Here is an 18,940-nt window from a genome sequence, read left to right on the forward strand (position 1 = left end):
AGCGTAGTAAAATCTGAACTAGACTAAGATGGGAGATCTATTTAGATGTGGAAAATGTTGGAAGACCTTCGATAGCGATAAGCTCAGGGTTCTACCAGGTGTGAGATGTCCCTATTGTGGATATAATATCATTTACATGATAAGAAAGCCAACCATCAAGACCGTTAAGGCAATTTAGTTTTTAGCTTGGCTGCGGTTTCAAGTATAAGCTTAGCACCTAGCACCGAAGTTATTTCGGATGGATCATAGGATGGGGATACCTCGACTACGTCAAATCCAACAACCCTTTTGTCCACCACCAAGTTCATTATGTCCAGTACTGTTGAGGGATCAAGGCCTTCTGGTTCTGGAGTGGCAACACCTGGTGCATAGGCCGGATCAATGGCATCCATATCATACGTGATATATATCCTGTTACATGGCTTAAGGAAGTTAATTGCCCTCATCGCCACTTCCCTGGGACCTAAAACCTTTACCTCATGAGAAGTTATAAAGGGAACATTATTTGCCTTGGCATACTCTATTTCATCCCTTCCCATGGCTCTATTCCCGATCTCCATTATTTTCACCCCCCTCTCACTCAACCTCCTCTGAACGCACGCGTGGTCGTATTTATACCCCATATATTCATCCCTGAGATCTAGATGCGCATCAAAACTAAGAACACAATCAGCCTTTGTTCCAATCACTGTTCCCACGGTAACTGTGTGCTCACCGCCTATGGATACCACGATCTTACCCAGCTCAGAAATGTAACTCACAACCTGTGAGATCCTCTCCACGTTTTCCTCGACATCTGACGGATGTAGTATGACATCTCCATAGTCTTGGAATCCCACCTCTGACATATCTATTCCGGACCTAATGGATAGAAATTCAATAAATTGGGAAACGTGTCTTATCTTTTGGGGCGCAAATCTGCTCCCTGGCCTGAAACTGCTGGTTATGTCCATGGGAATACCCAAGACGGCAAAGGGAGAGTTGGCCCTAAATACACCAAATTTTTGCACAGTTTCGTTCAAATATAGTAGTCTTGAATCGGACATATCTAAAGGATAATTGAGGAAGTTTATAAGCTCGGCTTTATGAAAAGGTCCCATGCCAGAGTCTGACAAAGTGATCGAGCTAGCGAAGAGGAGAGGCATATTCTGGCCCTCCTACGAGATATATGGCGGAGTGGCTGGGCTATACGATATTGGACCCATTGGCACAAGGATAAAGAATAAAATAATCAACACATGGAGGAAAATATTTGTTGAAGAAAATAGCGAATTTGTGGTAGAAATTGAAACTCCAATGATAACCCCCTCTAAGGTGCTGGAGGCCAGCGGACACGTGGAAAACTTCACCGATCCCATTGTGGAGTGTACAAAGTGTCACAAGATATACAGGGCCGATCACCTCGTGGAGGAGATGCTGAAAATCAATGTGGAGAGACTTAAACCATCTGAACTGACTTCACTAATTTCTGAGAAGGGACTTAAGTGCCCCTCATGTGGGGGTGATTTGGGAGAGGTTAGAAGCTTTAACCTCCTCTTTTCCACCAACATAGGCCCTTATTCCGGGAATACCGGGTATTTGAGGCCTGAAACAGCACAGGGCATGTTTACCTCATTTAAGAGGGTATATGAGACTACGAGGCAAAGGCTACCCCTGGGAATAGCTCAAGTGGGAAGAGTTGCCAGGAATGAGATATCCCCCAGGCAGGGTCTAGTTAGGATGAGGGAATTCACCATAATGGAGGTGGAGTTTTTCATTGATCCGGAGGATAAGTACATCCCGTGGTTGGACAGATATTACGAGGAGGAGTTTAGGGTCCTGTTTGGAGATGCCAAAGAGAAGGGATTGAAACCCACTACCGTTAAGGTAAAGGAGATGTTAGAGGAGAAACTGGTTGTAAATCCATGGATGAGTTTCTGGATGGCCTCTGCATCTAAATTTGTCCAAGCCCTGGGTATACCCAAGGATAATTTCTACTTTGAGGAGAAGTTGCCTACCGAGAGGGCTCACTACTCGTCGCAAACCTTTGATCAAATAGTTGAAGTAATGGGGGAGAAAGTGGAGATATCGGGCCACGCCTATAGGGGAAACTACGATCTTAGCAGACATTCAAAGTTCAGCAATGAGGATCTAACGGTATTCAAGAAGTTTGATCAGCCCAGAACGGTGATAAAGAAAACAGTCATAGTGAACAGGGATAAGTTCAAGGATAATCCTGAGCTTCAGAAGGAGGTCATGAAACTAATCTCTGGAAAATCGCCCGAGCAGGTGGAGGAACTTCTCAATAAGCAGGTCCAAGTAGCTGGTAGACAACTTTCCGAGTTCGTCCGCATAATGAACAGAGAGGAGAAGGAACATGGAGTAAAATTCTATCCGCATGTGGTTGAGCCTTCCTTTGGGGTTGAAAGGTGCCTTTATCTAAGTGTACTTTCCGCTTACAGGGAGAAAAAGGATAGGGTGGTACTAGCATTACCCAAGAATTTAGCTCCCTATCAAGTTGCAGTATTCCCCCTACTGGAAAGGGATGAGCTCATAAAGAGAGCTAGGGACATATACAGTTCCCTTTCTAGAAAGTATGAGGTTCTTTTCGACGATGCTGGAAGCATAGGAAAAAGATATGCAAGAGTGGATGAAATTGGAGTGCCCTACGCTATCACGGTAGACCCACAAACATTGAGCGACGACTCTGTGACAGTGAGGGATAGGGATACCTGGAATCAAATTAGGGTTAAAATCTCCGATCTTGAAGGTGTTATGGACAAGTTATTTAGTGGGCAAGATCTTAGTATGTTATCAGGAGAGGCGAAAAGATGAATCCGGAGAACTCGGAGGAAGAGAAAAAACCAGACATCAAGTCGCTAGTTAATATAATTCCTCCGGCTTCAGCCCTAAGGGGTAGAGAAAAGGAAACGCTGAAAGAGAAGAGAGTCAAGGTTAGAAAGAGACCTGAAGTTAAGAGTGGCACTATTCTAGTGTCCTCCAAGCTTGTAAAGGACATGGGCATCAAAGGAGAGATAGAGATATCCGTCAAGGGGAAGAGAGCTAGATTCAAGGCACTTACCCAAGATAGCCTGCCTGATATAGAAATATGGGCCAGTCCAGAGGACATGCTGAAACTGGGAATCGAGGATAACAGTACAGTGACCCTGAGGTCTGTATAATGGATGGAGAACAGAAAATAAGAGATGTACTGGTTAAGTTTGAGGAGATAATAGAAAATCATTCCAATAATCTCAACCAGCTGGAGAACCTAATTGCTATAAATCAACCAGATGTGGAAAGATGTCACAGGATAGTCAAACGAATAAGGAGAACGCGTAAGGAATTATATGATGGTCTTAAGGTGATAATTGAACATTACCCTTCATTAAAAGATGAGAAAATAAAGCAGGAAACCTTGGGAATAGTTAGCTATCTTAACCTGATAGGGTTTACAGACGAGATGGAACTCCTGAGAAGTGCAGAGGATCTCCTTAGAAAGGCAGGTGTCTCATTGAATATACAGGCGGACTTAACACAGTTGGAAGAATTAGTGAAGATGACTTCCAAGCTTAGTTTTTAAACCATTATTACACTAACATGTCAATGAGCATTGCCCACATGAACCTTGAGGAGAGGTTACAGCAGATATCACTTAAGGTCATTGATCAGGTTAGAATACTTTACGAGCTAATGAAATCCGAGGATAATGTTACGCCAATGCAAGTTTACTCCAAGATCAATGGAATAAAGAATAGTGTAGAGACTGACAAGTTCATGCTAGGCGAATACATCATCAGGGTAAAGGAAGGAATTCAGGACAAGGACCTTTACATTGACGTGCTAAATAACCTTGAAAAGATCTCCCAGAACCTAGACGCGGCCTCTTATAGGCTTAGCGTTTTAATCTCGAGGGGAACGCAGATAGATGAATTAATGTACAAATTGATAACAATCATTGCTGAAAAGCTACTTGCATCTCTGATGCACCTAGTAGAGTCACTTAGGCTTCTATCAGTTAATGCTCAAAAATCTGTGGAGGCAGCTAGAAACATAATAAAGCTGGAGGAAGAGGTTGACGATCTGTACAGAAGCTTGGAGCTAAAGCTATTTGAAAAGAAATACGACGACTTGATTTACGTTATGCTGATGAAGGACGTCGCTGACAGACTAGAGGACAGTGAGGACATGGTCAGGGACTCGGCGACTTCTATAACCTATATAGCCTTTGGGAGAATATGATGAAATTTTCCGGCGAGTTGTTAGGAGATAAAATAGTAATTTTCAACTTGGACGAGGCCAAGGCACTCTATCAGATGGGCTTCTATGGTAAGCCACTAACTATTTCTAAACCGAAGTCGGTCAAGGATATAAATAAGCCATTGGAGCTTTCATTGCTTGAGGGTCTTTACCTATCTGAGCAGGGTCTCCTGGAAGTTAGACATCTAGGTGATATTTGGGACGTAACAAGGCTGGAGAGTTACGCTACCTCCATAGTGACTAAGTTCAGACCCCTCTACCTAGTTTACAAGGACCTGAAAAGGAGGGGTTTCATCGTTAGATCTGGCATAAAGTTCGGTTCAGATTTCGCGATTTATACCCTAGGGCCAGGGGTAGAGCACGCACCGTTCGTCGTATCCGTGATTGATTCGTCTGAGAGGCTTTCTGTGAACGAACTCATGAGTTACGGAAGAGTATCGCACAGCACAAGGAAAAAATTGGTACTAGCAATCGTCAATACTCAACTGAGCGAAATCAAGTACATAATGTTTAAATGGGTGAAGCTATGAAATTAAATGTGTAATCACGACTATTGGGGGTTCAGCTACTTTGAGGGATGATTTCGAACAAAGGAGGGATCAACCCAGGGATAGGCGTAGTAGACCGACCGATGGTGAGCCTAAACCGCTTCCCTTGGGAGATAAGTGTAACTACTTGTGCCCCTACTTCAGGTGCAACAAGAGAGCCCTAATGATCCAAACCAGGTATGTTAAGGGTAACCCACAGAAGGTGGGTTTCTGCAGATGGGTTGGCGACACATGTATCACTGGTGAATGTCAATACGCGTATTGTGAGAAAAGGGCCCTACTGCCTGGGAATAAGTGCGCCTTTGCGATTAACAGAAGCAATGGAGGAGAAGACGTGGAAAGGGACCTTAAACAGGATGACTTGTACGAAGATGATAAGGTTAAGGAGATAATTTCTAAGAAATTTGGCAAAAGGGATCTAGATCTTATCTAGACCATCGCCTGTAGATATCATGTTCAATCTCTAAGGCATCTAAAGTTTTTCCTACCACGAAGTTTACTATGTCCTCTATACTCCTTGGCCTGATGTAAAATCCAGGAGAAGCAGGTAGAATTACGCCCCCTGCATAGGAGACTTTAAGCGCGTTTTCTAACTCTATGGTGCCTAGGGGAGTTTCTCTCACCACCAGCACCAGCCTCTTCCTAAGCCTGAGAATGTTTATAGCTGTTCTTGAAATCAAGTTTGATGATATACCTGAGGCTATCTGGGCCAACGTTCTGATACTGCATGGTATAATTGCCATTCCTTTTGTCTTCACCAAGGCACTTGAGCTCGATGGAGACGCGTCCATCTCATTCTCCAAGTAAACTTCTTTGGCTATCTCTTTCACACGACTATGCAGATCTTCTCCCTGTTCAGCTTTTGCTACCTTCAGAGCACCCCTACTAACGATAACAACAGGGTCAAATCCCAAGGAGACTAAAGTCTTAACCATTGATATGCCATAAATTACTCCACTTGCACCTGTGATACCTACTACAACTTTCCCTTTTGTCTTGCCTGTTCCTGTTTCCTTAGCCAATCTCTCATCCATATGGTATAACACCTGTTGCTACAGAATGTCCATGGTCTATTATTACAACATGTTTTAACCACTATTGGCTTCGTCTTTATAATCGCTTTACAAACATCACATCGTAGAGACCTGGTGGTAGTATTTAATTCAAGTGGCATAGATTAGTTTCCCAGCTATCTTTAATATCGATTCCCTTCGTCAACTATTTATAAGTTAGTTTATAAGCGAGTTAAATGAAGATTTTGTCATGAACGTAAAGCAGGTAGATGAAATCAAGATAACAAGATATATCCTGAAGGCCACTTTCGAAGATTGGATGGATTTTTCCGTTAATGACGTGGTGATTGTAGGAGCAGGTCCTTCTGGACTAGCAGCTGCATATTATCTAGCCAAAGCTGGACTCAAAACTACGGTGTTTGAGAGAAGACTCAGTTTCGGTGGGGGTATTGGAGGGGGAGCAATGCTGTTCCACAAGATCGTGATAGAAAGCCCAGCAGATGAGGTGCTCAGGGAAATAGGAGTGAGATTACAAAAGTTTGAGGATGGGGTGTATGTGGTGGATAGCTCTGAATTTATGGCTAAACTGGCTACTGCTGCCATCGATGCCGGAGCTAAAATCATCCATGGAGTTACTGTAGATGACGTGATTTTCAGGGAAAATCCGCTAAGGGTAACCGGGGTAGCTGTGGAATGGACTGCCACTCAAATGGCGAGCCTCCACGTAGATCCTCTCTTCATATCTGCCAAGGCAGTAGTTGACGCTACGGGACATGACGCTGAGGTTATCTCAGTGGCATCAAGGAAAATTCCTGAACTCGGGATAGTTATCCCAGGTGAGAAATCTGCATATAGCGAAGTGGCTGAACAACTGACCGTTGAGCAGTCTGGCGAGGTTGCGCCAGGACTTTACGCTGCAGGCATGGCTGTGACCGAAGTCAAGGGATTGCCCAGAATGGGACCCATATTTGGAGCAATGTTGCTTTCAGGAAAGAAGGTTGCAGAGGATATAATTCAGAACCTCAAGGCTAACTCCGCAACACTTAAATCCGCCCAGAAAGAGTAAGGAGAGATGTCTCAGGCACAACAGATCAAGGTCTCTGACAAGGCTGAAGCCTTAGTTGAGAATCTTAAGGATAATAAGGTAATTGGAAGGAAGGAAATCAAAATTAAGGTTTATCATATTGGTAGTCCTACCCCATCTAGGGCGGATATAAGGAAAGCCATTTCGAGTTTCATTGGAGCAAAAGAGGATCTAGTGGTCATAAGGAAGATAAATACAGGATACGGTGCAGGTATAAGCGAAGCCCTGATTCATGTATACTCAGAGAAGGATCTTTTGGATAAATTCGAGCCGGTACATCTCCTAAACAGAGGAAATAAGGCCAAGTCTCAGGGTGAGTCCAGTGGCTAAGGGTGAACAGAAGGCATCGGCTAGATTATATTACGAGATAGTTGACGGGAAAGTAAAGCTGAAGAACAAGAAATGCCCCAGATGTGGAAGCGTAATGGCCCACCATATGAAGCCAAAGGAAAGATGGACCTGTGGCAAGTGCGGATATACTGAGTTCGCAGGTAAATCTAAGGCATGATAGTTTTAGGTATAGAGTCCACTGCTCATACTTTTGGAGTGGGTATAGCTCAGGATCAGCCTCCCTTTATTTTAGCAAATGAAAGGGACACCTTTGTGCCACAGACGGGGGGCATGAAGCCCAGCGAAGCTGCCAGGCATCATACTCTGGTTGCCCACGAGATTCTAAAGAGGGCACTGGACCAGGCCAAGCTCTCTATCAAGGAAGTAGATGGGATTGCAGTGGCACTTGGACCGGGTATGGGTCCAACTCTCCGAGTCGGAGCAGTGGTAGCTCGTGCCCTAGCCCTTAAATTCAACAAGAAACTTGTACCCGTAAACCACGGGATAGGTCATATTGAGATTGGGTATCTTACAACTAACGCCAAGAATCCGCTGATTCTGTACCTGTCAGGAGGAAACACCATAATCACGACTTACTATAAAAACAGGTTTAGGATATTTGGTGAAACTCTGGATATAGCTCTTGGTAATATGATGGACACTTTCGTCAGGGAGGTAGGTCTTGCTCCACCTTACATTGTGAACGGTAAACACAAGATTGATATCTGTGCCGAGGAGGGCTCCAACATCATTGAGCTACCATATACTGTGAAAGGAGAGGATATGTCATTTTCAGGACTACTTACTGCGGCCCTTAGGGCTTCTAAGAAGCGTGACCTTCATGACGTATGTCTCAGCATCAGAGAAATAGCATATGACATGCTCTTGGAGGCTACTGAGAGAGCCCTAGCCCTGACTGAGAAGGATGAAATCATGATTGTGGGAGGAGTTGCAGCCAGTGGCAGTTTGAGGTCTAAACTTGAAAGGTTGAGCAGTGATTGGAATGTTGAACTTAAGGTTGTGCCCACATCCTTTGCTGGAGATAACGGTGCCATGATAGCCTATGCAGGACTGCTCGCTTTGAGACATGGAGTCTCCATAGACGTAAAGAACTCGGTTATTAGGCCTCGTTGGCGCATAGACGAGGTAGATATTCCATGGAGAGCCTGACTCTTATTAAGCGTGGGGCAGAATCCCTAATCTATTACGGTAATTTCTTGGGTATAAAAGCAATATACAAGGTAAGGACTCCAAAGGGTTACAGACATCCCCTCTTAGACAGGAAAATAAACATGGAAAGAACTATCTCAGAGGCTAAGATTATGCTAGCTGCCCTCACAAGTGGGGTCAATGCCCCTGCGATCCTTTATGTAGATCCTGATAAATTCACAATTATTATGGAATTCCTAGAAGGGAAGACCATAAAGGATGCGATCAGTATCACTGGATTGGAGATATTCAAGGATATAGGATCCATGACAGGAAAGATGCACCTCAATGAAATCATACACGGGGATCTCACCACTAACAACATGATATTTCATGACGATAAGGTATTCTTCATTGATTTTGGTTTGTCGAGAAGATCAAGGGATATAGAGGACATGGCCACTGAGGTTCACGTATTTCTCAGATCTCTGGAAAGTGTTCACTCCGACATAAAGGACGAGGCTTTCTCTCTCTTCATGGATGGATACAACGAGGTAACGGGGAGTGGGAAAGAGATAATGAGGAAAGTCGAAGAAATCAGAATGAGAGGTAGGTACGTGGATGAAAGGAGAAATAAAAGTGGTAACAGGTAACAGTTACAAATTTATGGAATTTCAAGATCTTGCCAAAGATAAGGTGATACTGAGCAAGGTAGATGCTCCCAAGCTAGAGATTCAAGCAGATAGTCTTGAGGAAATAGTCAGATACTCGGCGGTAACGTTTTACTCCCTTTACAAGTTCCCCCTGATAGTTGAGGATAGCGGGCTATTTGTGGAAGCTCTAAGGGGTTTCCCTGGACCCTACACAAATTACGTTAAGAGGACGCTTGATTGTGAGGGGATTCTGAAGCTCATGGAGGGCTTGAGCGACAGGAAGGCTTACTTTAGGTCTGTGATCGCGTACATAGATGGGGAGAGATTGGCCCTCTTTAGGGGAGAAGTATCAGGTCGTATTGCGGAGACCATGAGAGGCGATAAGGGATTTGGCTTTGACCCAATCTTTATACCGGACGGATATGGGGTTAGCTTCGGGGAGATGGAGCTTGGTGAGAAGAACTCCATCTCCCATAGGGGTAGAGCTTTCAGGGAGTTTTTGAAATTCTATGAAAGTATTCAACAGTAACTAGACATGAAAAGACCAAAAATTAAGAAGTTATTTATAGACCTGAGTCTCCCTGATGCTCTCCTCGTTAAGATCCCTGTAATTTCTCTCGTAGTAGTCCAAGAGAAAATTTACGTCCTCCTTGCTTAAGACAAACTCTGTGGATTTCACGAACTGTTCCAGTTCCTTCACAGTAGTGATATTTGGAATCACTGTTGAAACTCTGCTGTAGGATAGCACGAAGCTCAAGGCCAACTGACTCAGTGTGATTCCCCTTTTACTGGCGTAATCCAGTAGACCCTTTGTTCTTTCCACTGCAGTGTTTATCCAATCTTGACTCTTGAAATGTCTATGCAATTTTGGATCATAATTCAGAGGCCATTTTGATTCATTTAGTACATCAGAGGCATGTGGAACTCTAACCACATGGCCAACTTCAAATTCTAGAAACCTTAGGCCAGGGTAAAGCTCGATTAAATTGAATATGTGTTCGAGGGCCTCATATCCCATTTCAATTGCCTTCAATCCCTCGTCTTCCCAACCTAGGGTAGGACCTAGAGCTACTCCGACCGCCCTTGCAATTCCATCTGATTTAAGCGACCTCATGAAATCCAGTAAGTCCCTCCTAGTAATATCCCTCATCTTCGGGTTATGTATCATCAGGACGTCAACGTAGTCCGTGGAGAGTCTCTTCAACGACCTATCCACAGCGGTTCTAAGGTAGTCTAGATCAAATTTCTGCTTGGGCCTCTGCGGAGATGAATAGAAGTCATAGCCTACCTTAGTGAGTATCACTGCCCTGTCCCTTTTTGATCCCAGGGATCTTCCGAGTATCTCCTCTGCCCTTCCATTACCATACATGTCTGCCGTGTCAAAGAAATTGATTCCCAGATCCATCGCGCGTTTAACTATTTCCTGTGCCCTTTCCGGCTCACCCCACCAGTCTGTAACCAAAGTCCACATTCCTACTCCCAATTCTGACGTCTTTATCCCAGTATGACCTAGTTCCCTGAGTAACATGTCATACTACCTAAATAATAGGTAGGGTTTTATCCTAATAAGGTGATTTCTATTTTATGCAGATTAGAATGACTGAAAGGGAATTCGACAAGGTGTTATCTGCCTTAAAGTCCCTAGTTTACGACTATAATACGAAAATAAGGGAATATGGGGTATACCTGAAGCCATTCCATGTAGTCTACAAGAAGGGAAAGAGATACATCTATATTGGTAAATACTGGTACAGACTGGAGAAACTAAATGGGAAATTGAAGTGGATATATCTCGGTAAAGCGAAACCCCTAGAACAGCTCCCAGATCCTCCCTCTCTGCCTGAGAGTACCATAGTCAGGGAAGATTCCGTATACGTGTTTGATGACTCGCTGTTAAACCAGCTGAAAAGATACAGAGGACTTTAGTTTTTCAGGCATAACTCCAAGCTTCATCCCATTGATCAAAGTTATCAAGTCCTCGGTATCGAGCTTGATTAGCTCAGATACGCCCATGGCAACTATTGGGTTAAAGGGAGAGCCCATGAAAACCCCTAAAGCTCCTAACCTAGCATTGCTCCTTGCTATGTTATTGAATGAAGCAAGTGCTGTGTAGACTCCCGATAGGTCCAGGCTCTTAGAATAACTGGTTCTTCTTAAGACGTTTAAGACGTCCTCAGGAGTTTTCGATGAAGCTAGATCCCTTATGTCGTCTTCGCTCATGCGACAAGTGGGTCCAAATGCAATTTTCTGCCTAACTGCCAAGCTAGTAGAGTAGTAATCCTTGTATCCACAAAGGATATTGTTTGCGGATACCTTCCAATCTCCTTTCAGACCCTCAGTTAACATGGACATGTAGTGAATAAAGAAATACTCTAGCAGAGAATTGAACTGGGATAGGTCCTTGGGTGACTTAGACTGGGCAAATCCGAGAGCCTGCCCATATATGGTTCCTTGAAGAATGGAGTTCAATTCCTCTAGCGTTGAAGGTATTTGGTCCAACTTGGCCTTGAGGTAGATTAACCTAGATGTGTCTCCTTTTACCTTGTTCCAGATAGATGAGACCACGTAGGTCAGTTCGTCTAAGGTCATTCTATAAATATATCCCTGTACTATATCTCTTGCAAGCTTCAACGAATTGGAAAGATTGTAAAGTTCCTGTAACTGATCCAATGCTCTCTTTTTAAGCAGTAGTTCGGCCCTATCTACAGAATCGGGAGTTTCCTCAAGTATACCCTTCTCTTTCAAAATCCCAAGTAGTTCCTTCCAATCTCTTGATGAAAAGAGCTCATTGATGGTTCCCTTGGTTAGAGTCGTTGCCTTAAATAATCTAGATACGGAGGAAATGTAGGCTGAAGTTGAGCTCACTTATAAGCCCCCTCTAAGGCCTTTACTGTTTCTTCTATTGCCTGCTCTAGGTTCTTTTCAGCCCTTTGTCTGATCTGAGCCAAAAGCGACTCTTTCTCCTCGTTGAACTTTTTTCTTAAAGCATCTATTGTAGCCGTTTTCTCACTCTCTATGGACTTCTCTGCCTCGCTTAACGTGGACTCTGCTACCTTTTCCAGCTCTGAGGAGAGGCTCTGAGCCTTAAGAATGAGTGCCTTGGCATTATCAGCAGTGTCACGCTTTGCCTTCTTTACTTCCTCCTCAAACTCAACTATGGCCTTGGTCAAAATGTTAAGCTTCGCCTCGCTCATTGCAACTCATTCACCTATTTCAGAACTCCCTTTTATTGATTTTCTACCCGTAATGATAAAACCAGTGTGAGTTACCCCTATACTTCTAGGCCTGGTGGCATTCTCCTTCACTTGGTACTCCCTCAATATGAGCTCCACAGCCTCCACATCTACGAAACCATTCTTCCTCAGCGACAGGAAAGTCTTCTCTATTTGTCCCACGGTGGGAACAAAGACCACCACTGAGCCAGAGGGCTTAAGGGCCTTATAGACCGTTTCGGTGGCTAACCATGGGTCTGGCATGTCAAGGAAAACAGCGTCCACATTAACCTCGTCTATATTCTCCCTCACGTCTCCTAGCTTAAGCTCCACCCTATCAAGAAGCCCAACAAGCTCCAAGTTCTTCCTAGCACGCTCTTGCATGTCCTCCCTAACGTCGTAACTTATTACCTTCCCGCTGGGACCTAGGAAATGTGAAAGTGAAATTGTAAGAAAACCCGATCCAGTACCTGCCTCTACCACCGTATCTCCAGGTCTTATTCCGGATTTAAAAATCATGTACCCTATATCCTTTGGATATAAGACCTGAGAAGGCCTATGGAGGCCATCGTAGATGTAATCCAAACTGGGATACATAATGAATGCCCTTCCCTTACTTATCTCAACGAAGTCCCCATATTCCCTGCCTATCACGTTGTCAAAGGGTAATGAACCCCTATCGGTATCGAGTTTCTTTCCCTTCTCCAACCTCACCAGGTAAACGCGCTTGGGGTCTATCCAAACTACCGCTAAGTCTCCTTCCCGTAAAACCACGGTGGTTAAAGAGACTCACACGTAAAAAATCTTGTCTTGTCAGAATTGGTGTCTCAACTCACCAATCATGAATACCAGCCTTCATCATCAATCCTTAATCCATAACTCCTTTCTAATAAAGTCCCCTATTGCTGCCCTTATTACCTCACTCCTCGTCTCATATCTGCCTGTATTCACTAACTCATCCATAGCTTCTAGAAATTGTTCTGGTAGCTTTACCGTTATTATTTTCATTTGACCTCGATATAGATCATAACCTAGCCTTTTCTTTTAAGGATTTGTGCCTATAGGCGAGGCTTGATCCCAAAGGTGATTGAAATATACCTGGGCTATATCTACCAGATATCTGTGATTGGAAATTATACCAGAGAGATTATTGTGAGACTTAATCACCAATAAAACCGATGATGAGGTGACAATTCCGCTTCCGAACATGTTATCCAGAACCCTCAGCTGGATGCTTACCTTTTCAGGTATCCTTATCCCCTTCTGCACGATCACCCTAACCTCTGAGGTGAAGGACTTTCCATTTATTATCTGATAAACCTCATCATCCATCAACTCCTGAGAGGAGATAGCTATGAGATACTGCTTGCTAGGCTCGTTTAACACATCAACTAATGTCCTCTTTAGATTGGCTGGCGGAACAACGACCACAGTGTAAGCCGATGAAGAGTCTATCATCGTGGAGAGTGGCTCAATGAACTCTCTTTCAAACTGAGAGACTCTTAATTCAAGTAGTTTCTTAATATTTGACCACAGGTCTCTCAGCGATACGGCCTCATACTTAACTGGCCTTTTCCCTACCTTTTTTATCCAGCCCCTTTCCTCTAGTCTATTCAGAATTGAGTAAATTTTTGTGTAGGAAATATTCAATTTATCCGAAAGGTCCCTAGCACTACTCTGTCCCTCAAGCAGAAGAGTAGAGTAGATTTTCAGTTCGCTTCTAGATATTCCCAATATTGATGCGAACTTGCTAACTCTCGATAGAAGATCGTCCAGTAGATCCTGATCCATTAAAGATTATTATCCCTGTTTCCATTAATGAATAAAACGGGTGAATGGATTGGGTGGAGCCTCAAAGAAACCCATTAGTAACATAGAGAAGAGAATAAAGAAGGAAGCGGAAGCTCAACAAAAGAAAGAGAAGAAGAAGGTAAGCAAGACAGGGAACGAGGTAATCTCTAAGAACATAACCATCAGCGATGAAATGATAAAGAGAGTTCAAGAAGAGATAAAGAAGGAGAAGATCATCACACCTTATACGTTAGCAACTAAGGCTAATATAACACTTAGCGTAGCTAAGAGAATATTAAAAGACCTGAATGAACAGGGCACAATAAGGGAAGCCTTCAGAAATAGGAGGACCGCTATTTACGTAGCTGCGTGATCTCTAACTGGTTGAACGTTATTCACAGTTTTAGCCCTTTTTACACTCTTGCATAACCCAGTTATTATGGATTCTAGGTCTCCTGCCTTCGATATCAAGTTGTCGTGGTTGGTAGTTATCATGGTGCTTTCCACTAAAACTATTGAATCCTCCTCATTTGCCTCCTTGTAGATTAATGAGTCAGGCGTTGTGATGAAAGTGGGGGAGTAGCCTACTATATCTCCTTCTTCATTCTCTATTATCTCCCCGTTGATAAGGTAAGACATATCATTCTCTAGAGTTCTAGCTATGGCCAAGTGCTTCACAGAGTCCTGCTTCTTTGGATAGGCCTTCATTGTCCCTATAACAGCCTGTGAACCTCCAAAGTAAAGAAGCCTGTTTATTTCGGGTGACATGAGATCATCCTCAGCTATTAGACCATACTTCTTGTCTAGAACCACATGCATGGGTTCCTTACCATTGGAGATCCCCAACCTAATATCCTTCTCCGATGATGCAACCTTCCTATACTTACCTATGATTTCGCCGTCGGGAGATATCACAAGAGTGGTCAGGAATACCTTAGGACCGGCTTGCTCTAGCAATGGACCTGCTATCACGTGGACCTGTCCCTCCATGGCTAATTTTATTACAATTTCTGAAGTATTGCCGGGTATTTTCTCAGCCAGGTTCTTCACTACACTTCTCATTTTCTTCTCGTTATCATAGACCTCAAATCCATTCCCCACAGGAAAGAGAGAGGGTAGAACCACAAGTTTTGCACCTCTCTCCTTTGCGGTCTTAACTAGCTTCTTAGCCTTCTCAATGTTATGCTTCTTCGCCATTTCCTTAAGCTTTAAGTGAGTGAGCGAGATCAGCATAATTATTTCACCTTATGTCCTGTATTTCGTTGTACAATTGCTTTAATACTTGCCTATAATCCTCCTTACCCTCCTCAATGAGATCCATCCTTTCTAGGAGTGATCTTGTCCTATCCTCTGAGACAAAGTTAGAGTACCTAGAGTTGAGGAACTCGAAAACATGCTGACCCAATTTAGAGGGTATAAGTCTCTTTACTTTCATGGTCTCAAACACATATCCCCTCTTTAGAAGAGTGGATATTATGAAGGCATAGGTGCTGGGTCTCCCGATTTTCCTTTGTTTCATTAAAGATACCAATTCGCCCTGGGTATAAAGGGCATGATCACTTTTTTGAAACGAGCCTGTTACGATTGCATCAATCTCTGCTGGAAGTTTCTCCTTGACCTGCAAAGAGAATGCTTCTCCGATGGATCTGAAAGGAATGTAAAGTATTTCTGAAGGGAACGAAATGTCCTTGGAAAGCTTAACATTGGTCACGACTTCAAGTACATTGCTCTCCAAGGTCAAACTATCATTACCTTTTTTGGCAGAAATTTGTAATATTTCCTTCTCTATGACCAGCGGAACAAGCTGGCTTGAGAGGAACCTCCTGAATATCATATCATAAAGTCTGTAATGGTTGTACGTGAGACGTTTCGAAGGTTCTATCTCACCCTGTTCTATCATGGCCCTTAATTGCTCACCGTTTAAAGGTCTGGTCGGTCTAATAGCTTCATGTGCGCCTCCCTCTCCCCAGCTCCTAGGCACGAACACCTCCCTATACTTTTCCCCCAAGAGATCCTTGAGATAGGATTCTGCAATTCCTATACCCACATTAGATATTCTTGTGCTGTCCGTTCTATGATAAGTTATGAGACCGTTCTCGAAGAGATCCTGGGCTATACGCATGGCGTCTTGTGCAGATATGAAAAAGAAAGTGGAGGCATCTGAAAGATAGGTATCCGTTGTATATGCCGGAAAGGGACCTATGGTATCCTGTTTTCTCTCGATCGATTGAATTATTATCTTTATCTTTGAATTCTTTCTAACTCCAGGTTGTTTGGGTACAAGTATATTGAGATTACCTGCCTTAGCTATATAGACCGTCCTTTTGGTTCTGAGATATTCGTCATATCTGGATATAACCCAGCCTAGAACTGGCGTTTGGACTCTGCCTGCGCTTAGGTTTCTGTTCTCCTCGTTACAGTCTCTATCGGTATATATCTTGGCGCAGTACTCCTTCCAGAACTCTTCCTTGAGCTTATTGGAGAGCTTGAAACCTATCCATCTATCCTCTATCCTTCTGACCAATTGAGAACGTAACATGTTAACTGAGAACGTCCTAGGCGAGTTCAATGCCTCAGTTATAGCTCTTCTTGTGACCTCATGAAACTCGGCCCTAAATATATTGGAATTAAAGGGTCTAAGATTAAGGTACAGGTCCCAGGCGATTTTCTCACCCTCGACATCTGGGTCTGTTCCTATGAGCACTTCGTCAGCCTCTAGCACGAGCCTTCTGAGAACATTTATGGAGGACCTCTTATCCCTCACATTGGTGGACATACAGATGGGGCACTTTCCTCCCTCTGCGTACTCGGTGAACTGGTGACCATTTTCACACCTCTTTATTGTGTTATAGAAGGGAATAACATTAATGTCCCCATTGGTCCTCACTTCAACTCCGTAAATGCCCAGGTTCTTTGTGGTGAGGTCATATACATGACCACCGCTGGAAGTTACCATTAGTATCTTATCTCCTATTACAGTTTCATAGACCCTTAATCCCTCAAAATCCCTTACGCTGGGCCTTGAGAAGAAATTGGATATTGTCTTGGCCTTGTTTGGGGATTCCACAATTAATAAAATAGTCTTGATTTTCTCCATTGGCATAGAAATTGGCTCTATGTTTCTTCTCCTCATGATTTCGGCCCTTTCCTTATCTATCTGTTTCACTATATCTTGCAGGTCCTTGTCTCCAACCCTTTGGTTGTCCAGGTCTAGAGGACTCCACTTCATTTCGTCCAAGATAAAGGATAGCTTCTTCTTCAACAGCTCAAAGAGGATCACGTCATCCACGAGGAGAATAGACAAACCTGTAGTTAGATGTCCGCCATAGAGTCTGGAAGTTCTCCCGCTTGCCTGTATATAGGTAAGATAATCGGGTATAGAGATGTAATCCCCAGAAAATGAAATGTCTCCGAACTTGGATATAGCCTCTACTATCCTTTTATCCTTGAGGTACGTATTTACGATCTCGTATGCCCTTATCATATTCCTGTCCTCTAAGGTCCCATCCTTAACCGATTTAGCCAGCATTGCCAAAGCTGCTGTCGAGGTCCTCCTCAGTCTGTATTTCACAAATCTAAGAACCCTAGTTATCTCAGGGTCCTTAAGAACAACTGAAAGCAAGGTAAGTATTCTCAACATGGCCAGCGGATGCATGGCCTCTCCAAGCTTGAATCTGAACTTCGGGATTCCCGCAAACACCGCATATCTGACCCTCCAAGGAATATCTATCCCCCTTACTAGGAGTCCATAGTGAGTAGCAACTCCTATCAGCACGTCTATGGAACCTTGCTCAAACTCCTCCAACTTCTTCGTTGTATTGGAAGAAACCACTGAAGCTTTGAGAAAGTCAATCTTCTGGGAAATTTCCTGGGCAAAGCTTAAACCCTTATCCACTGGAACGAAAACTAGCCCTCCCGGTCCTAATCTCTTTATCAAGTCAACTGTTTGAGATATTATATCTGTCCCCATGACGTACGAATCGATCACGTTCCTCAGGTAAATGGTTGCACCGCCTGGCTTGAAACCCATTAGGGAAGTGAAAACGGGGTTACTTCTGGTAATAGTGGCCGACGAAAATATGGCCACCCTGTCCTTCACGTACTTCTCTCTGATTTTTCTTATTTCATCAAAGGATGAAACATCATCCCTAGAAGTCTTTAATAATTCCCTCACCTTCGTTACGTTCTCGTCGCTGAAACCCATCAACTTGAGGATGGTGAGTGAACTCTTGCCTGACTTGAGCACTGCGTCGACGTCATCAACAAAGAGATACCTATAATCAATTTTGTTTATTTCATCTAGGTGCTGAATCACGTATCTTGACGTAGAGATAAAGATATCAAAGTCCTGCTCAATAAGCGATTTGGTTAGTTCATCCTTTTTAGATTGGTTTAATCCACTCATATAATATACCAATCTGGGAGTAAAGTCTAGGGATTTTCCCATCTCTTGGATCTTCTGAACTACCTGAGAAACCAAAGTTCTGGTCGGGAAAATCATCAGGGATTTCTCGGACCTAGAGGCATAATACAAAGACATTATCATTCCAAAGGTGGTTTTACCTAACCCTGGAGGAGCAATAATGGGAAAGCTCTCTCCTCTAAGGGCTCTAATAATCCAAGATCTCTGAGGACCCAAAGGTTCGGAACCAACCACACGTTTAAACAGATCTATTACTTTCCTCTCCTCTTCAAGGATACTCTTCTCCTTCAATAGTGATTTTATGGTCCCTGTTCGTTGCAATATTTCAACTAACTGTTGTAAATCGCTGACCTCAAAGTCCTCCCTCAAGCACTTCTCACATACACTTCCCTTGCCCAAACGAAGAGACGTTATATTAGAACCGCAATTGGGACACGAATCCATGTACACTACGTCTGGAAGTCGTTCATCAGTATTCATTATCTACCATGTCAAAAA

At 43.5% G+C, this 18,940-nt stretch carries 25 protein-coding genes; 15 read left to right on the top strand and 10 right to left on the bottom strand.

The genetic code is table 11. The annotated features are described in order from the left end of the window. Positions 1-28 precede the first annotated feature (28 nt). Positions 29-178 (top strand): DNA-directed RNA polymerase subunit P, encoded by a 150-nt coding sequence (locus QVC96_RS02345; protein WP_238024772.1) that lies wholly within the window; start codon positions 29-31, stop codon positions 176-178. Here QVC96_RS02345 and speB read toward each other — a convergent pair. After that, positions 165-1,046 carry an agmatinase gene (gene speB / locus QVC96_RS02350; protein ID WP_238024771.1) on the bottom strand — a complete coding sequence of 294 codons (882 nt, stop codon included), beginning with the start codon at positions 1,044-1,046 and terminating at the stop codon, positions 165-167. The two genes, QVC96_RS02345 and speB, sit on opposite strands and share 14 nt — an antisense overlap. Positions 1,047-1,098: 52 nt before the next feature. Between speB and glyS the strand changes: the two genes are divergently transcribed. Genes glyS through QVC96_RS02380 form a run of 6 tightly spaced genes read left to right on the top strand, consistent with a single transcriptional unit; the run spans position 1,099 to position 5,220 of the window. Further along, complete coding sequence (gene glyS / locus QVC96_RS02355) at positions 1,099-2,814, top strand: glycine--tRNA ligase (RefSeq protein ID WP_238024770.1); 1,716 nt, start codon at positions 1,099-1,101, stop codon at positions 2,812-2,814. Continuing rightward, complete coding sequence (locus QVC96_RS02360; protein WP_287689831.1) at positions 2,811-3,161, top strand: hypothetical protein; 351 nt, start codon at positions 2,811-2,813, stop codon at positions 3,159-3,161. The genes glyS and QVC96_RS02360 overlap by 4 nt, the downstream gene beginning before the upstream one ends. After that, complete coding sequence (locus tag QVC96_RS02365) at positions 3,161-3,562, top strand: hypothetical protein (RefSeq protein ID WP_238024768.1); 402 nt, start codon at positions 3,161-3,163, stop codon at positions 3,560-3,562. Before QVC96_RS02360 ends, QVC96_RS02365 begins: the two co-directional genes overlap by 1 nt. Positions 3,563-3,579: 17 nt before the next feature. Next, on the top strand, positions 3,580-4,221 hold the full coding sequence (locus tag QVC96_RS02370; protein WP_238024767.1) for a phosphate transport regulator: 642 nt from the start codon (positions 3,580-3,582) through the stop codon (positions 4,219-4,221). Then, on the top strand, positions 4,221-4,769 hold the full coding sequence (endA, locus tag QVC96_RS02375) for a tRNA-intron lyase (RefSeq protein WP_425597975.1): 549 nt from the start codon (positions 4,221-4,223) through the stop codon (positions 4,767-4,769). Before QVC96_RS02370 ends, endA begins: the two co-directional genes overlap by 1 nt. Before the next feature lie 40 nt (positions 4,770-4,809). Then, entirely contained in the window at positions 4,810-5,220 is a 411-nt protein-coding gene (locus QVC96_RS02380) for a hypothetical protein (protein ID WP_320056929.1), read from the top strand. Here the strand turns inward: QVC96_RS02380 and QVC96_RS02385 are convergent. Further along, positions 5,213-5,821 carry a UbiX family flavin prenyltransferase gene (locus tag QVC96_RS02385; RefSeq protein ID WP_287689832.1) on the bottom strand — a complete coding sequence of 203 codons (609 nt, stop codon included), beginning with the start codon at positions 5,819-5,821 and terminating at the stop codon, positions 5,213-5,215. The genes QVC96_RS02380 and QVC96_RS02385 overlap by 8 nt on opposite strands. Positions 5,822-6,050: 229 nt before the next feature. Here QVC96_RS02385 and QVC96_RS02390 point away from each other — a divergent pair, with 229 nt between their 5' ends. Genes QVC96_RS02390 through QVC96_RS02415 form a run of 6 tightly spaced genes read left to right on the top strand, consistent with a single transcriptional unit; the run spans position 6,051 to position 9,545 of the window. Beyond that, positions 6,051-6,866, top strand: a complete 816-nt coding sequence (locus QVC96_RS02390) for a sulfide-dependent adenosine diphosphate thiazole synthase (protein WP_287689833.1) — start codon at positions 6,051-6,053, stop codon at positions 6,864-6,866. A 6-nt stretch (positions 6,867-6,872) separates the two neighbouring features. Then, complete coding sequence (locus QVC96_RS02395) at positions 6,873-7,214, top strand: 30S ribosomal protein S24e (protein ID WP_238024763.1); 342 nt, start codon at positions 6,873-6,875, stop codon at positions 7,212-7,214. Further along, complete coding sequence (locus tag QVC96_RS02400; RefSeq protein ID WP_238024762.1) at positions 7,207-7,392, top strand: 30S ribosomal protein S27ae; 186 nt, start codon at positions 7,207-7,209, stop codon at positions 7,390-7,392. The genes QVC96_RS02395 and QVC96_RS02400 overlap by 8 nt, the downstream gene beginning before the upstream one ends. Then, complete coding sequence (kae1, locus tag QVC96_RS02405; RefSeq protein WP_287689834.1) at positions 7,389-8,384, top strand: KEOPS complex N(6)-L-threonylcarbamoyladenine synthase Kae1; 996 nt, start codon at positions 7,389-7,391, stop codon at positions 8,382-8,384. The genes QVC96_RS02400 and kae1 overlap by 4 nt, the downstream gene beginning before the upstream one ends. Continuing rightward, positions 8,372-9,016, top strand: coding sequence for a Kae1-associated kinase Bud32 (locus QVC96_RS02410; protein ID WP_287689835.1), 645 nt, complete (start codon positions 8,372-8,374; stop codon positions 9,014-9,016). The genes kae1 and QVC96_RS02410 overlap by 13 nt, the downstream gene beginning before the upstream one ends. Then, positions 8,985-9,545, top strand: a complete 561-nt coding sequence (locus QVC96_RS02415) for an XTP/dITP diphosphatase (RefSeq protein ID WP_287689836.1) — start codon at positions 8,985-8,987, stop codon at positions 9,543-9,545. Before QVC96_RS02410 ends, QVC96_RS02415 begins: the two co-directional genes overlap by 32 nt. 30 nt (positions 9,546-9,575) lie before the next feature. Here QVC96_RS02415 and QVC96_RS02420 read toward each other — a convergent pair whose 3' ends face one another. Continuing rightward, entirely contained in the window at positions 9,576-10,544 is a 969-nt protein-coding gene (locus QVC96_RS02420; RefSeq protein ID WP_287689837.1) for an aldo/keto reductase, read from the bottom strand. A 56-nt stretch (positions 10,545-10,600) separates the two neighbouring features. Here QVC96_RS02420 and QVC96_RS02425 point away from each other — a divergent pair, with 56 nt between their 5' ends. Next, positions 10,601-10,942, top strand: a complete 342-nt coding sequence (locus QVC96_RS02425; protein ID WP_287689838.1) for a hypothetical protein — start codon at positions 10,601-10,603, stop codon at positions 10,940-10,942. Here QVC96_RS02425 and QVC96_RS02430 read toward each other — a convergent pair. The 5 genes from QVC96_RS02430 to QVC96_RS02450 all read right to left on the bottom strand — a co-directional run bounded on the left by QVC96_RS02430 (position 10,910) and on the right by QVC96_RS02450 (position 14,019). After that, on the bottom strand, positions 10,910-11,881 hold the full coding sequence (locus QVC96_RS02430; protein WP_287689839.1) for a V0D/AC39 family V-type ATPase subunit: 972 nt from the start codon (positions 11,879-11,881) through the stop codon (positions 10,910-10,912). The two genes, QVC96_RS02425 and QVC96_RS02430, sit on opposite strands and share 33 nt — an antisense overlap. Then, positions 11,878-12,210, bottom strand: coding sequence for a hypothetical protein (locus tag QVC96_RS02435; RefSeq protein WP_287689840.1), 333 nt, complete (start codon positions 12,208-12,210; stop codon positions 11,878-11,880). Before QVC96_RS02435 ends, QVC96_RS02430 begins: the two co-directional genes overlap by 4 nt. A 6-nt stretch (positions 12,211-12,216) precedes the next feature. Then, positions 12,217-13,002 carry a tRNA (adenine-N1)-methyltransferase gene (locus QVC96_RS02440; RefSeq protein ID WP_287689841.1) on the bottom strand — a complete coding sequence of 262 codons (786 nt, stop codon included), beginning with the start codon at positions 13,000-13,002 and terminating at the stop codon, positions 12,217-12,219. 87 nt (positions 13,003-13,089) lie between these two features. Then, a complete protein-coding gene (locus QVC96_RS02445) occupies positions 13,090-13,236 on the bottom strand; it encodes a ribbon-helix-helix domain-containing protein (RefSeq protein WP_012022157.1) in 147 nt (48 codons plus the stop codon). 36 nt (positions 13,237-13,272) lie between these two features. Further along, positions 13,273-14,019 (bottom strand): TrmB family transcriptional regulator, encoded by a 747-nt coding sequence (locus tag QVC96_RS02450; protein ID WP_287689842.1) that lies wholly within the window; start codon positions 14,017-14,019, stop codon positions 13,273-13,275. A gap of 49 nt (positions 14,020-14,068) precedes the next feature. Between QVC96_RS02450 and QVC96_RS02455 the strand changes: the two genes are divergently transcribed. Further along, the gene (locus QVC96_RS02455) at positions 14,069-14,392 is read left to right on the top strand and encodes a 30S ribosomal protein S25e (protein ID WP_238024752.1); all 324 of its coding nucleotides are present in this window, start codon (positions 14,069-14,071) and stop codon (positions 14,390-14,392) included. Here QVC96_RS02455 and QVC96_RS02460 read toward each other — a convergent pair. Then, complete coding sequence (locus QVC96_RS02460; protein WP_238024751.1) at positions 14,377-15,252, bottom strand: carbon-nitrogen hydrolase family protein; 876 nt, start codon at positions 15,250-15,252, stop codon at positions 14,377-14,379. The genes QVC96_RS02455 and QVC96_RS02460 overlap by 16 nt on opposite strands. 7 nt (positions 15,253-15,259) lie before the next feature. Beyond that, positions 15,260-18,922, bottom strand: coding sequence for a reverse gyrase (gene rgy / locus QVC96_RS02465; protein ID WP_287689843.1), 3,663 nt, complete (start codon positions 18,920-18,922; stop codon positions 15,260-15,262). Between the last annotated feature and the right edge of the window lie 18 nt (positions 18,923-18,940).

The organism is Metallosphaera javensis (ex Sakai et al. 2022) (assembly GCA_021654415.1).
GTDB lineage: Archaea > Thermoproteota > Thermoprotei_A > Sulfolobales > Sulfolobaceae > Metallosphaera > Metallosphaera javensis.